Raw genomic sequence first — 13,758 nt, 5'->3', positions numbered from 1 at the left:
TCATGAAATCCACCCATTCCCAAAAGACGCCACCGCTTTACACCATTGCATTGGCGACAACAGCAAACATCACTGCAGAAATCGACGCCCCGAGATGAATGCATGCGCCGATGCAGTCTCCGTTGAGTCCACCGAAACTTCGTGATAAGCGGCGGCTGAAAAGTGCTGCGAAAACACATGCCACGACTGCGGTTATCGCAACCCAGCCTCCAAGCCAGGCGGGGTTGATTGCAGCGGGGAAAGGTCCAGCGACAAAGGGAGTGTTAACACTGGTCAGCGGTGAAAGTGGAGAAATTAATTCTGCGCACCAAAAAGCCAACGCAGCAGTAACCAAGAGCCACAGCGCGATCCACCAAAATTTCACCGTTCCGATGACTAGTGCGCCAAAGCCGGTGGGGGAGAAGGCGTTGTGGTTTTTCAGTGCGGTTACTTGTCCAGCGATGCGGCCGAGAACGGGGATGAAGCAGATCATCCACCACACGGTTGAATCGACAAGCGATGCGACTGCAGCGACCTGCAGGAGAACGGAAAGCATGGCGGTGGCGAGGCCGAAAAGTCCGGTGCGGGGATCGGCAAGGATTTCTCGTGCGCGTGGTGGGGCTGCGTAGGAACCCAAAGCATCGGAGACATCTGCGAGGCCGTCGAGGTGCATAAACCGATTAAGAAGTTCCCAGAACGCGACGATCAGAACGGCAACTAAAAGTCCATCGACGTGGATCACCCCTGAAATGGGGCCGATAGCCCACATGATGATCGCGGTGAACATTCCGAAAACGAAGCCAACAAAGGGCAAAGAGGCCATTACCCGGGCGCCCGTGGTGCGATCAAAAACTGATGCGCCGGGGACGGGGAGAACGGTCATCCAATTAAGTGCGGTAAAGATACCTTCGAAAAGGGGGTTCCCGTGGCGGTTGTCTGAGTCTTCGGGATCTTCGGGGGTAAAGCCTGCTTTGCCGGACATCGCTTAGAAAGTTACTCCGTGTTTTGCTCGGGCGCTTCGGAAGAGGCGTTTAGGGGTCCATCGACGCCGGCGGAAGAAAATGTCGACATGTCGTTCATCAGGTCAACGGCAATCTTGACCAGGGGGAGTGCGGTGGCTGCGCCGGAGCCTTCGCCAAGGGACATTCCAAGTTCCAGGATGGGATCAAGGGCCAGTGCGTTTAGAGCTACGGAATGCGCTGGTTCGGTGGAGCGGTGTCCTGCGATGAACCAACGCCTGGCACCTGGGGCCAGTTTGTTGGCTAGGAGGGCTGCGGCGGTGACTACAACGCCGTCGAGAAGCACGGGGGTGCGTCGAACTGCTGCTTGGGCAATGAATGCTGCCATGGCTGCAAGGTCTGGGGAAGAGATTTTCCGGGCGATGGCGATGGGGTCTTGGCGCAGGTCGCGGGCGCGGAACATGGCGTCGCGGATCGCGGAGACTTTGAGTTTCCAGGCTTCATCGTCGATTCCGGTGCCGCGGCCTACGACAACAACAGGCTCTGCGAGGGTGAACGTTCCAACGAGGGCAGCGGCGGTGGTGGTGTTGCCAATTCCTAAATCGCCGGGGATTAAAATGTCGGCGCCTGCGTCCACTTCTTGATCCGCAATGCGCTTACCGATCTTCAGTGCGCGTTCGACCTGTTCTTGGGTCATGGCGTCTTCAACATCGATGGATCCGCAGGACCTAGATACGCGCTCGTCGCCCCATGCTTCGTGGTCGAGGGAGGTATCAATAAGTCGGACGGACGTGCCGGTGGTGCGTGCAATCACGTTGATGGCGGCGCCACCGTTTGTAATGTTTTCAGCCATCTGCAAGCTTACTGAGGATGGGTACGCGGACACGCCTTTAGTTGCAACGCCGTGATCGCCAGCGAAAACAACGATCTTTGAGTTGTTGAGTGGACGTGGCGGAATCTGGCCCTGGCATGCGGAAATGAAACAGCCGATCTGCTCCAACTTGCCCAAAGATCCGGGTGGCTTGGTGAGGGAGTCATGGAAATCCTTCGTCTGAGCCAGGATTTTATGATCCGGAAATTCCACACGCGCAAAAAGCTCTGCTGGAACCATTAACAACTCCTTCAAACCGACTGTTTTCTTAAAACGTTTTCAACTCTAGTGGCAGACCAGCAACCACGAAGACAACCCTCTCGCAAATCGCTGCGACACGCTGATTAAGTGTGCCGATGCGATCACGAAAAAGGCGCCCAGATTTATATTCCGGGACGATTCCCATACCAACTTCAGGTGAAACAATTACCAGATCTTCGCCCTGAAAGTGGAGGATGGCGTCGATAAGCAAATCCATCTTGGCCTCAAGCTGCGCCGAACTCGCCTCCCAACCGTCGCACGCATCGGTGGCGTGCGTGAGCCAGGTGCCCAGGTCATCAACGAGCACCGGCATGGCCGGTGGCGAGGCAAGAAGCTTATCGACGTCCCCCTCCTCGTCCAACACCCAAGACGTTGGGCGCCGCTCCGCATGAACCGCAATGCGCTCGGCGAATTCAGGATCATCTCCCGAAGGCCTTGCCGTTGCGACATACAAAACGGGACCAGATCCAACAAGTGATTCTGCAAAAGCAGACTTACCAGACCTGGCCCCGCCAAGAACTAACGTGCGCATGCGCTAGACTTCAGCACCAATTTCAACGCGTGCACGAGGGGTACGCCACTTACGAGGCTGAATGGTGCGGGAATACGCGTAGTAACCCAGACCAAAACCAGTCTCGGTGGTACCAGGGAACCTCGTGCGAGCAGCCTTGTTCACACGACGACCAGTGGTGATGCCCTCAATCAGGAAGCCCAACATCAAAACCATGGCAACCATGGAAGAAGTCGCAGCGAATGATGGGTTGAAGTTACCGATCAGCATGACAACCAGCAAAGCAATAGCTACTGGCATCACAAAGTTAGACAAGAACCTGCGGGAATCCACCCAGTCACGCGCAAAACGGCGAACCTCGCCCTTATCGCGATCCATCAAATAAGCATCTTCGCCGCGATCCATTGCAGCTTGGGTTTCGCGCTGACGCTTAACTCGGGCATCGCGCTCTTTCTGCTTGTATGCCTTGAATTCTTCCTTGGTCATAGAAGCTTTAAATTCTTTACGCTTCTGGCGCTGCTGCGCATAAGTATCAGTAGGCGCCAAAGACTGGCCGCCAACGACACCTCGCTCTAACTCAACTTCACGACGCTTCGGAGTGGGACGGCCCTTCGGTGCCGTGTGCCCCTTTGGCAATTTCTGCTCAGTAGCGTCAGGCGTAGCGGTCTCAGGGGTGGAGCTGGCGTCTTGGCCTGCAGCGTCAGCCCCTTCGTTGTTCTTATTTTTATCCCAAGGAAGTTTCACACTCAATAGGCTACAAGGAAAACCTCCCAAATCGGGAATAGGGGTGCACACTTCATCGTTGAAAGGAATCAGAACGACCATCTGTAAGGATTAAAAGTGAAGACTTTCAGCCCACGCAGGTAAAACCAATAACTAAATACGGGTTTTTCCGGGTTTACTCATCTGTGGACGGTGAGTAGGCTGGGGAACACCCATCCGCTTCCCATATGAACGTAATCCAGCATCACTCGCCGGAGATCCGTAAAAAGGGGAGTACACTGCAAGCCTATGATGTCCCGGCCTAAAAGTAATTCAAAGGGCCAACAGTTAAGGAGACTAAAGCGATGACCGCTCCATCAACCAACACCGGTGTTATCTTGACCGAGTCCGCAGCGTCCAAAGCTAAGGCACTCATCGATCAGGAAGGCCGCGACGACCTCTCTCTGCGTATCGCCGTTCAGCCTGGCGGCTGCTCTGGCCTTCGTTACCAGCTTTACTTCGACGACCGCACCCTTGATGGCGATAAGGAAGACATCGTCGGTGGCGTTCGCCTTGTCGTTGACAAGATGAGCACCCCATACTTGCTCGGCGCTCAGATCGACTTCGCTGACACCATCGAGCAGCAGGGCTTCACCATCGACAACCCAAACGCAGGCAGCTCTTGCGCTTGTGGTGACTCCTTCAACTAAAGAGATTCCGTTATGTAGGAATAAAGGCTCGGCCCTGGACGCATTGTTTACGGCCGAGCTTTTGTGTTTGCTGGCGTAATTGCTTTGTCCTCAGGAAATAGTGAAACCCCCTCCTTGAGAAGGAGGGGGTTTAGGCTTTAAGACTTAAAGCTCGACTGGGTAGGAGCGGTCCTCAATCTGTGGATCAATGCGGTTTTCCACAAAAATGCCGTGCCACACCATAAATGACAGAACAGTCCACAGTCGACGGGAATGATCTGACACGCCATCGCGGTGCTCGTTCAGCATATCCAGCACAGCCTGCTTGTTGAAGATATCTTCAGTACCGGATTCCTTGATGGTGTCCTGCGCCCAACCGAACAGCTCATCGCCGGCAAGCCAGTGGCGCATGGGAACAGGGAAGCCCAGCTTCTTGCGGTGCAAAACGTGAGGCGGAACAATCTGCTCGAGTGCCCTGCGCAGCGCGTACTTGGTGGTACCGTTGGCAATCTTCAGGTCGTAAGGAATGGTCTCTGCAACCTTGAAAACTTCCTTATCCAAGAATGGAACTCGCAGCTCAAGGGAGTTCGCCATGTTGATCTTGTCAGCCTTGACCAGGATGTCGCCGCGCATCCAGGTGAACAGATCCAGGTGTTGCATGCGGGCTACTGGATCAAAGTTGCGGGACTGTGCGTAGATCGGCGCAGTGACTTCGCGGTGGTCCCATTCGCGCTTTGCCCATGGAATAACGCGTTGCATCTGCTCGAAATTGAAGGAGCGAGCGTTGCCGTAGTAGCGCTCTTCCATGGTCATGGAGCCACGCTCAAGAAGGGACTTGCCCTTCATGCCGTCTGGCAGAACCTTGCTGAGCTTTCCCAGGCCTTTACGTAGTGGGGAAGGGATCTTCTCAAATGGAGCAAGCGATAGCGGCTCCTTGTAAATGGTGTATCCACCGAACAGCTCATCTGCGCCCTCGCCAGACAGCACAACCTTGACGTGCTTACGTGCTTCCGCTGCCACGAAGTACAGCGGGACCAATGATGGGTCAGCTACAGGATCATCCAAGTACCACATGATCTTAGGAATCGCGTTGGCGTATTCCTCAGGCGAGACAATCTTCACGATGTGCTCAGCGCCAATCGCAGCGGCGGACTCCGCAGCCACATCGACCTCCGAGTAGCCTTCACGCTCGAAACCGGTGGTGAAGGTGAGCAGGTCAGGGTTGTGGCGCTTTGCAAGCGCCGCAATTGCGGTTGAGTCAATGCCGCCGGAAAGGAACGAGCCTACGGTCACGTCGGCACGCATATGCTTTTCGACGCTATCCTCCAACACCTGGGCAATGCGATCGAAGAGGTCCTGCTCCTTACCCTTTACGACCTTCTGTACTGGGAACTGAGGCTTGAAGTAACGCTTCTGTTCCAGCTTGCCGCCCGGACGAACTGTTGCGGTGCAGCCTGACTCCAAGCGGGAAATCTGCGCGTGAAGGGTATCTGGCTCGGGCACGTACTGCAAGTCCACGTAGTGCTCAATGGTGCGCTTATCAAGGCCCAGATCTAGATTCATCTCCTCGGCCATCTCCAAGATGGTCTTCTTCTCTGAGGAGAACACGGTGCCATGCTCGGTGGTTGCGTAGAACAGTGGCTTAATGCCGAACTGATCACGCGCAAGGAAAAGCGACTTTTCCTTTGTATCCCAAATGGCAATGCCGAACATTCCGCGGAGATGCTCGACCACGGACTCGCCCCAGTGGTGGAAACCGACAACAATTGGCTCGCCATCGCCAGAAGTATTAAAGGCATATCCCAAATCCGAGAGCTCTTTACGCAGCTCAACGTAGTTGTAGATCTCACCGTTGAAAGTCATTGCGTAGCGGTCGGGTTCATCCGCAGGTCCCCAACGCAGTGGTTGGTGGGAGTGTGCAATATCAATGATGGAGAGGCGGTTGAATCCAAACGCTGCATCGGCGTCATGCCAAGTGCCGGCATCGTCAGGACCACGGTGGCGCATGCATGGCAAGGCCCGCTCGAGTGCAGGAACGAATGCTTCAGCGTTCCCATTTGCAGTCAATATGCCAAGAAGGCCGCACATGATTGAAAAATCCTCCTGAAATAAAAGGCGCCTTAAATCGCAAAGAAATTTTGTTGGAAGAAATAAGACGCTGCATTTGTTAAATCTCGTGTCAACGATACGGCGAAGTTACATCTGAGGTGAAAAGGGCACGCCAAAATTGACGAAAGCTCCCTCAAGCAACGTGCGTCAGCTGACTATTGCAGCATTCTCAAAGGTTCCTGAAAACCAGATTGATTTCCTAATACATGCACCTTGTAGGAACGTAGGGGGTAAGGGTGGGGGAATTTCAAGGGCAATCAAAAGGTTGATGGTCTGTGACGTGGCATACACCAATTGCCTAGACTTTAGGTATTCCACCTGAGGATTCGGGCATATCGTTGCAGTTGAAAGACATTTGACGCCCCTAAAAACGAAACCCACGAAGATATTTCCACCAAACACAAGATATGGAATCGGCTGGCAAATAGGCTATTCTGCGAAGATAGAAATGACCGTAAGGTCTCTGGTTTTTGTGTGGACAGGAAGGCAGAACACACGTGGAACAGCAAAATAAGCGTGGTTTAAAGCGCAAGGCCCTGCTTGGCGGTGTCTTGGGCTTAGGTGGCCTCGCCATGGCAGGCTGTGAAGTCGCCCCTCCTGGCGGTGTGCTTGGAGATTTCCTACGTATGGGTTGGCCTGATGGCATTACCCCTGAAGCAGTGGCCATGGGTAACTTCTGGTCATGGGTCTGGGTTGCTGCCTGGATCATCGGCATCATCATGTGGGGTCTATTCCTCACCGCCATCTTTGCCTGGGGCGCAAAGAGGGCTGAAAAGCGCGGCGAGGGTGAATTCCCTAAGCAGCTCCAGTACAACGTTCCACTTGAGCTCGTTCTGACGATCGTTCCGATCATCATTGTTATGGTGCTGTTCTTCTTCACCGTTCAAACTCAGGACAAGGTCACCGCTCTGGATAAGAACCCAGAGGTTACCGTGGACGTCACCGCTTACCAGTGGAACTGGAAGTTCGGATACTCCGAAATTGATGGCTCACTGGCACCTGGTGGACAGGATTACCAAGGAAGCGACCCGGAGCGTCAGGCAGCTGCCGAGGCTTCCAAGAAGGATCCTTCTGGAGATAACCCAATTCACGGCAACTCAAAGTCTGACGTTTCTTACCTTGAGTTCAACCGAATTGAAACCCTCGGAACCACTGATGAAATCCCAGTGATGGTTCTTCCTGTGAACACCCCAATCGAGTTCAACCTCGCATCTGCTGACGTTGCACACTCCTTCTGGGTTCCAGAGTTCCTCTTCAAGCGAGATGCTTACGCACACCCTGAGGCAAACAAGTCCCAGCGTGTCTTCCAGATTGAAGAGATCACTGAGGAAGGCGCATTCGTTGGTCGCTGTGCAGAAATGTGCGGTACTTACCACGCAATGATGAACTTCGAGCTTCGTGTCGTCGATCGCGATTCCTTCGCTGAGTACATCAGCTTCCGTGACTCCAACCCAGACGCAACCAACGCTCAGGCACTTGAGCACATTGGTCAAGCTCCTTACGCTACTTCCACTAGCCCATTCGTTTCCGATCGCACCGCAACCCGCGACGGCGAAAACACTCAGAGCAACGCTTAAGAAGGAGTGGCGAAAAAATGAAGTCTTCAGCAAAACTCATGTACGGCCCGACCGTATTCATGGCCGCAATGGCTGTCATCTACATCTTCGCAACAATGCACGTTAGTGATGGCGGCAGCGTTAAAGGTGTTGAGTGGGTCGGTTCTGTGGCCCTGGTCCTGTCAGCAGGTCTGACGCTTATGCTCGGTGTCTACCTTCACTTCACTGAAGTCCGCGTAGATGTTCTTCCAGAGGACTGGGAAGAGGCTGAGGTTGCCGACAAGGCAGGAACCCTCGGGTTCTTCAGCCCAAGCTCCATTTGGCCGGCAGCTATGTCCGGTGCGGTTGGATTCCTTGCATTCGGCGTTGTGTACTTCCACTACTGGATGATCGCAGTTGGTCTGATGCTCCTGATCTTCACGATCACCAAGCTCAACCTTCAGTACGGCGTGCCAAAAGAAAAGCACTAGTACTAAAACCACATATGCTCAACCCTATTGGCTGTCCGATAGGGTTGAGCATTTTGTCGTTTTCACAGGCTTTTCCAACTTTGATCACCGTGACGAAACTATCCAACAGGGCAGACCGAGGCGCTGTGAAATACGAAAATCGGCAAAATTGAAAAAGTTCCCGCAAAATCGAGAAAAGTTTCTGAAAGCGGAAAAGTGGGGGAGTGGGCGGACATGAATCGCATTAAGCTGCAAAAACGCCTTTTATTCGGGTTCAACCAAAAGTTGTATGTGGGGCTCCAATGGGGTGAAAAACTCTGTGACGTGTCTCTCAGGCAAAAACCTGCGGAAACCACTTTGGGCACACTCTGAGAGTTCTTCAAAATGGGACGAGTGTGATTTGGGGCAGATTGGAACTGCCTGTGAACCCTTTAACCTGCAATTATGTAACTGTCGTAAAAGGGCTACGAAAAGTTCCCGGAAGGTCGATTGAAAAGTTTGCGAATTGGGGGAAAATTCGCATCAAAAGCCGAGTTCAAACTTTCAATTGAAACGGGGGGCTTGAAGTGACTTTGGCCAACCAAACAGCCATACTAGATAGCGTGACGAGCGCAGTTGGAAATACAGGTATGGCAGCACCACAACGTGTTGCGGCACTGAACCGTCCGAATATGGTCAGTGTCGGCACCATTGTGTTCCTGTCTCAGGAATTAATGTTCTTCGCCGGGCTATTCGCGATGTACTTCGTGTCCCGTGCGAACGGACTGGCAAATGGATCATGGGGAGAGCAGACAGATCACCTCAACGTGCCCTACGCACTGTTGATTACGGTCATTCTGGTGTCTTCCTCAGTGACTTGCCAGTTCGGAGTTTTTGCGGCTGAAAGGGGTGACGTTTACGGCCTCCGCAAGTGGTTCTTGGTCACGATTATCCTCGGATCAATCTTCGTGATCGGACAGGGCTACGAGTACATCACTCTCGTAGGTCACGGACTTACAATCCAGAGCAGTGTCTACGGATCGGCATTCTTTATTACAACCGGTTTCCACGCACTGCACGTGATCGCGGGTGTTATGGCCTTCGTTGTGGTTCTTATGAGAATCCATAAGTCGAAGTTCACTCCGGCACAGGCAACCGCAGCAATGGTTGTGTCTTATTACTGGCACTTCGTTGACGTGGTCTGGATCGGCCTCTTCATCACTATTTACTTCATTCAGTAGGCAGTAAGGAATCCTCAACGTTGTTGAGGTTCCCTATGCCCTTCACTTCCACAGTCGAGATTCAAAGGGAAATGATGGAAACCAACCCGCAGACCCCAGAGGGAAATAGCATGGCTAAACCCTCTGCTAAGAAGGTCAAGAATCGCCGCAAGGTCCGGCGCACCGTCGCAGGTGCATTGGCTCTGACCATTGGACTGAGCGGAGCAGGAATCCTCGCAACCGCGATCACTCCAGATGCTCAAGTTGCTACCGCTCAGCGTGACGATCAGGCACTTATCTCCGAGGGTAAAGACCTCTACGATGTCGCCTGCATCACCTGCCACGGCGTAAACCTCCAAGGTGTTGAGGACCGCGGTCCTTCCCTCGTAGGTGTTGGCGAAGGCGCAGTGTACTTCCAAGTTCACTCCGGCCGTATGCCAATACTGCGTAACGAGGCTCAGGCTGAGCGCAAGGCTCCTCGTTACACCGAGGCACAGACCCTTGCGATCGCTGCATATGTTGCAGCTAATGGCGGTGGCCCAGGACTCGTTTACAACGAGGACGGCACCCTCGCCATGGAGGAGCTCCGTGGCGAAAACTACGACGGACAGATTACCTCCGCCGACGTCGCTCGCGGCGGAGATCTGTTCCGCCTGAACTGTGCATCCTGCCACAACTTCACTGGTCGTGGTGGCGCACTGTCCTCTGGTAAGTACGCACCAAACCTGGATGCTGCAAACGAGCAGGAAATCTACCAGGCTATGCTTACCGGTCCTCAGAACATGCCTAAGTTCTCCGATCGTCAGCTCTCCGCAGATGAGAAGAAGGACATCATCGCCTTCATCAAGTCCACCAAGGAGACCCCATCACCAGGTGGTTACTCACTCGGTAGCTTGGGCCCAGTGGCTGAGGGTCTGTTCATGTGGGTATTCGGCATCTTGGTCCTCGTGGCCGCCGCTATGTGGATTGGATCACGTTCATGAGTAACAACAACGACAAACAGTACACAACCCAAGAACTCAACGCGATGAGCAATGAGGATCTTGCACGACTTGGTACAGAGCTGGACGACGTTACCATTGCATACCGCAAGGAACGTTTCCCAATCGCTAATGACCCAGCTGAGAAGCGCGCTGCACGTGCAGTTACTTTCTGGCTAGTCCTCGGCATCATTGGTGGACTTGGGTTCCTGGCTACCTACATTTTCTGGCCTTGGGAGTACAAGGCACACGGAGATGAAGGTCTCCTGGCGTACACCTTGTACACCCCAATGCTGGGTATTACTTCCGGTCTTTGCATCCTGTCCCTGGGATTTGCAGTTGTCCTTTATGTCAAGAAGTTCATTCCAGAGGAAATCGCAGTACAGCGTCGCCACGACGGTCCTTCTGAAGAAGTTGACCGCCGCACCATCGTTGCACTTCTCAATGACTCTTGGCAGACCTCTACTCTTGGTCGTCGCAAGCTGATCATGGGACTTGCAGGTGGCGGAGCAGTACTGGCCGGCCTGACCATCATCGCTCCAATGGGCGGTATGATCAAGAACCCTTGGAATCCTAAGGAAGGCCCAATGGACGTTCAGGGTGACGGCACCCTGTGGACTTCCGGTTGGACTCTCGTTGAGAACGACGTCAAGGTTTACCTCGGCCGCGACACTGCAGCAATTGCGGAGTCCCACACCGATGCAACCGGTGAGCACTGGTCAACCACTGGTGTTTCCCGCCTGGTTCGTATGCGCCCAGAAGATCTGGCAGCAGCATCCATGGAAACTGTCTTCCCACTTCCAGCTGAAATGGTGAACGACGGTGCTGAATACGATCCTGCGAAGGACGTCTACGAGCACCAAATGCACTCGGTGCACGGCCCACGCAACGCAGTTATGTTGATCCGTCTCCGTACCGCTGACGCTGAAAAGGTTATCGAACGCGAAGGCCAGGAGTCCTTCCACTACGGTGACTACTACGCTTACTCCAAGATTTGTACACACATTGGTTGCCCAACCTCACTGTACGAGGCTCAGACCAATCGTATTCTGTGCCCATGTCACCAGTCGCAGTTTGACGCATTGCACTACGGAAAGCCAGTCTTTGGACCTGCTGCCCGTGCACTGCCACAGCTGCCAATTACCGTTGATGAAGAGGGCTACCTCATCGCCGCTGGTAACTTCATTGAGCCACTCGGCCCTGCATTCTGGGAGCGTAAGTCATGAGTCTAGCTACCGTGGGAAACAATCTTGATTCCCGTTACACCATGGCGTCGGGTATCCGTCGCCAGATCAACAAGGTCTTCCCAACTCACTGGTCCTTCATGCTCGGCGAGATTGCGCTTTACAGCTTCATCGTCTTGCTGCTGACTGGTGTCTACCTGACCCTGTTCTTCGACCCATCAATCACCAAGGTCATTTATGACGGCGGCTACCTCCCACTGAACGGTGTGGAGATGTCCCGTGCATACGCAACTGCGTTGGATATTTCCTTCGAGGTTCGCGGTGGTCTGTTCATCCGCCAGATGCACCACTGGGCAGCCCTGCTGTTCGTTGTATCCATGCTGGTTCACATGCTCCGTATTTTCTTCACCGGTGCGTTCCGTCGCCCACGTGAAGCAAACTGGATCATCGGTGTTGTTCTGATCATCCTGGGTATGGCTGAAGGCTTCATGGGTTACTCCCTGCCTGATGACCTGCTCTCTGGTGTTGGTCTTCGAATCATGTCCGCCATCATCGTTGGTCTTCCGATCATAGGTACCTGGATGCACTGGCTGATCTTCGGTGGAGACTTCCCATCCGATCTGATGCTGGACCGCTTCTACATCGCACACGTTCTAATCATCCCAGCTATCCTGCTTGGCTTGATCGCAGCTCACCTGGCACTTGTTTGGTACCAGAAGCACACCCAGTTCCCAGGCGCTGGCCGCACTGAGAACAACGTGATCGGTATCCGAATCATGCCTCTGTTCGCAGTTAAGGCTGTTGCTTTCGGCCTCATCGTCTTCGGTTTCCTCGCACTGCTTGCTGGTGTCACCACCATTAACGCAATTTGGAATCTTGGACCGTACAACCCTTCACAGGTGTCTGCTGGTTCCCAGCCTGACGTTTACATGCTGTGGACAGATGGTGCTGCTCGTGTCATGCCGGCATGGGAGCTCTACCTCGGTAACTACACTATTCCAGCAGTCTTCTGGGTTGCTGTGATGCTGGGTATCCTCGTGGTTCTGCTTGTGACTTACCCATTCATTGAGCGTAAGTTCACCGGCGACGATGCACACCACAACTTGCTGCAGCGTCCTCGCGATGTTCCAGTCCGCACCTCACTCGGTGTCATGGCGCTTGTCTTCTACATCCTGCTTACCGTTTCTGGTGGTAACGATGTTTACGCAATGCAGTTCCATGTTTCACTGAACGCGATGACCTGGATCGGTCGTATCGGCCTCATCGTTGGACCAGCTATTGCATACTTCATCACTTACCGACTGTGCATCGGCTTGCAGCGCTCTGACCGCGAGGTCCTGGAGCACGGCATCGAGACCGGTATCATCAAGCAGATGCCAAATGGTGCCTTCATTGAAGTTCACCAGCCACTTGGCCCAGTTGATGACCATGGTCACCCAATCCCACTGCCATACGCTGGCGCTGCGGTTCCAAAGCAGATGAACCAGCTTGGTTACGCTGAGGTTGAAACCCGCGGTGGATTCTTCGGACCTGATCCAGAAGACATCCGTGCGAAGGCTAAGGAAATTGAGCACGCAAACCACATTGAGGAAGCGAACACTCTTCGTGCACTCAACGAGGCAAACATTGAGCGTGACAAGAATGAGGGCAAGAACTAGTTTCTAGGACTTCATCTCTGAAACTCCCCGCTGTAGGGACCTGAATCGAAAGGTCTCCGCATCGGGGAGTTTTTCTCTATTCAGACGAGGCTGAAGATAAGGGAGAGGGCTCTTTGACACACGAGGAGTGGCGTAGAGCCTGTAGTTGCCTTATATGTAGCTTGTGGCGGTGTGAAGCAACGTGCAGGCGCGTGGAAAGCGTAGAGTTTTCTTCTCCTTATATATATAAGGAGTGTTCTTCGTCGTGAGCATTACGCCCTAGGTCGCCTGGGGTCAGTGTCAACTTCGCTCAAATTCCGCTCAAAATCCAGCTCGGTGTGGCTTAAAAATTGTTTTCATAACTCCAAATCTCAAAGCATAAGCCGCCAATGGTGATTAATGTCACATAGTGAGATCATTGCTGAAACTAGTGCCGATTTTTCGGCTCTGTGAAAACGATTTGACTACTGGAAGTTTCCTGAAATTGCAGGTCATCTAGCCTTCTCAGGGTTCTAGGGGAGAACCCTTAGTAGTTGGGGTCTGAGTGGAGGACTTGCGTCTCGGTCAAATTAATCCGCGATAACGGTTCGATAACGACCAATTTTTTCGCTTGGGCTAGACAAGTGTTGTTGCGGTTTCGTAACCTTATTGAGACATTGCGGGACGGACACC

At 53.4% G+C, this 13,758-nt stretch carries 12 protein-coding genes; 7 read left to right on the top strand and 5 right to left on the bottom strand.

Annotated elements, in window-relative coordinates:
* Window positions 1-37 precede the first annotated feature (37 nt).
* From CGL_RS10925 to CGL_RS10910, 4 genes are read right to left on the bottom strand one after another with little or no spacing between them, the layout of a single operon-like run.
* On the bottom strand, window positions 38-961 hold the full coding sequence (locus tag CGL_RS10925) for an adenosylcobinamide-GDP ribazoletransferase (protein ID WP_011014955.1): 924 nt from the start codon (window positions 959-961) through the stop codon (window positions 38-40).
* Window positions 962-972: 11 nt separating this feature from the next.
* Complete coding sequence (gene cobT / locus CGL_RS10920) at window positions 973-2,049, bottom strand: nicotinate-nucleotide--dimethylbenzimidazole phosphoribosyltransferase (protein WP_011014954.1); 1,077 nt, start codon at window positions 2,047-2,049, stop codon at window positions 973-975.
* Window positions 2,050-2,077: 28 nt separating this feature from the next.
* Window positions 2,078-2,602, bottom strand: coding sequence for a bifunctional adenosylcobinamide kinase/adenosylcobinamide-phosphate guanylyltransferase (locus CGL_RS10915; RefSeq protein WP_003856625.1), 525 nt, complete (start codon window positions 2,600-2,602; stop codon window positions 2,078-2,080).
* A 3-nt stretch (window positions 2,603-2,605) separates the two neighbouring features.
* Entirely contained in the window at window positions 2,606-3,325 is a 720-nt protein-coding gene (locus tag CGL_RS10910) for a DUF3043 domain-containing protein (protein WP_020948613.1), read from the bottom strand.
* A 323-nt stretch (window positions 3,326-3,648) separates the two neighbouring features.
* Here CGL_RS10910 and CGL_RS10905 point away from each other — a divergent pair, with 323 nt between their 5' ends.
* Entirely contained in the window at window positions 3,649-3,993 is a 345-nt protein-coding gene (locus CGL_RS10905) for a HesB/IscA family protein (protein ID WP_003856623.1), read from the top strand.
* A 144-nt stretch (window positions 3,994-4,137) separates the two neighbouring features.
* Here CGL_RS10905 and asnB read toward each other — a convergent pair whose 3' ends face one another.
* Window positions 4,138-6,060, bottom strand: a complete 1,923-nt coding sequence (gene asnB, locus CGL_RS10900) for an asparagine synthase (glutamine-hydrolyzing) (RefSeq protein ID WP_011014952.1) — start codon at window positions 6,058-6,060, stop codon at window positions 4,138-4,140.
* A gap of 518 nt (window positions 6,061-6,578) precedes the next feature.
* On the opposite strand from asnB, the gene CGL_RS10895 reads away from it, so the two are divergent.
* From CGL_RS10895 to qcrB, 6 genes are all read left to right on the top strand, one after another.
* A complete protein-coding gene (locus CGL_RS10895) occupies window positions 6,579-7,658 on the top strand; it encodes an aa3-type cytochrome oxidase subunit II (protein WP_011014951.1) in 1,080 nt (359 codons plus the stop codon).
* Between the two features lie 17 nt (window positions 7,659-7,675).
* Window positions 7,676-8,107 (top strand): aa3-type cytochrome oxidase subunit IV, encoded by a 432-nt coding sequence (locus CGL_RS10890; protein ID WP_011014950.1) that lies wholly within the window; start codon window positions 7,676-7,678, stop codon window positions 8,105-8,107.
* A 581-nt stretch (window positions 8,108-8,688) separates the two neighbouring features.
* Complete coding sequence (locus tag CGL_RS10885; protein WP_011014948.1) at window positions 8,689-9,306, top strand: aa3-type cytochrome oxidase subunit III; 618 nt, start codon at window positions 8,689-8,691, stop codon at window positions 9,304-9,306.
* Between the two features lie 71 nt (window positions 9,307-9,377).
* A complete protein-coding gene (locus CGL_RS10880; protein WP_172820726.1) occupies window positions 9,378-10,268 on the top strand; it encodes a cytochrome bc1 complex diheme cytochrome c subunit in 891 nt (296 codons plus the stop codon).
* Window positions 10,265-11,491 (top strand): cytochrome bc1 complex Rieske iron-sulfur subunit, encoded by a 1,227-nt coding sequence (locus CGL_RS10875; RefSeq protein ID WP_011014946.1) that lies wholly within the window; start codon window positions 10,265-10,267, stop codon window positions 11,489-11,491. The genes CGL_RS10880 and CGL_RS10875 overlap by 4 nt, the downstream gene beginning before the upstream one ends.
* Window positions 11,488-13,107, top strand: coding sequence for a cytochrome bc1 complex cytochrome b subunit (qcrB, locus tag CGL_RS10870; RefSeq protein WP_003856609.1), 1,620 nt, complete (start codon window positions 11,488-11,490; stop codon window positions 13,105-13,107). The genes CGL_RS10875 and qcrB overlap by 4 nt, the downstream gene beginning before the upstream one ends.
* Window positions 13,108-13,758 lie beyond the last annotated feature (651 nt).

Origin of the sequence: Corynebacterium glutamicum ATCC 13032 (genome assembly GCF_000011325.1) — a bacterium.
Classification (GTDB): Bacteria; Actinomycetota; Actinomycetes; order Mycobacteriales; family Mycobacteriaceae; genus Corynebacterium; species Corynebacterium glutamicum.
The sequence above is the reverse complement of the archived record's forward strand: the minus strand, read 5'-3'. Positions and strand labels throughout refer to the sequence as shown.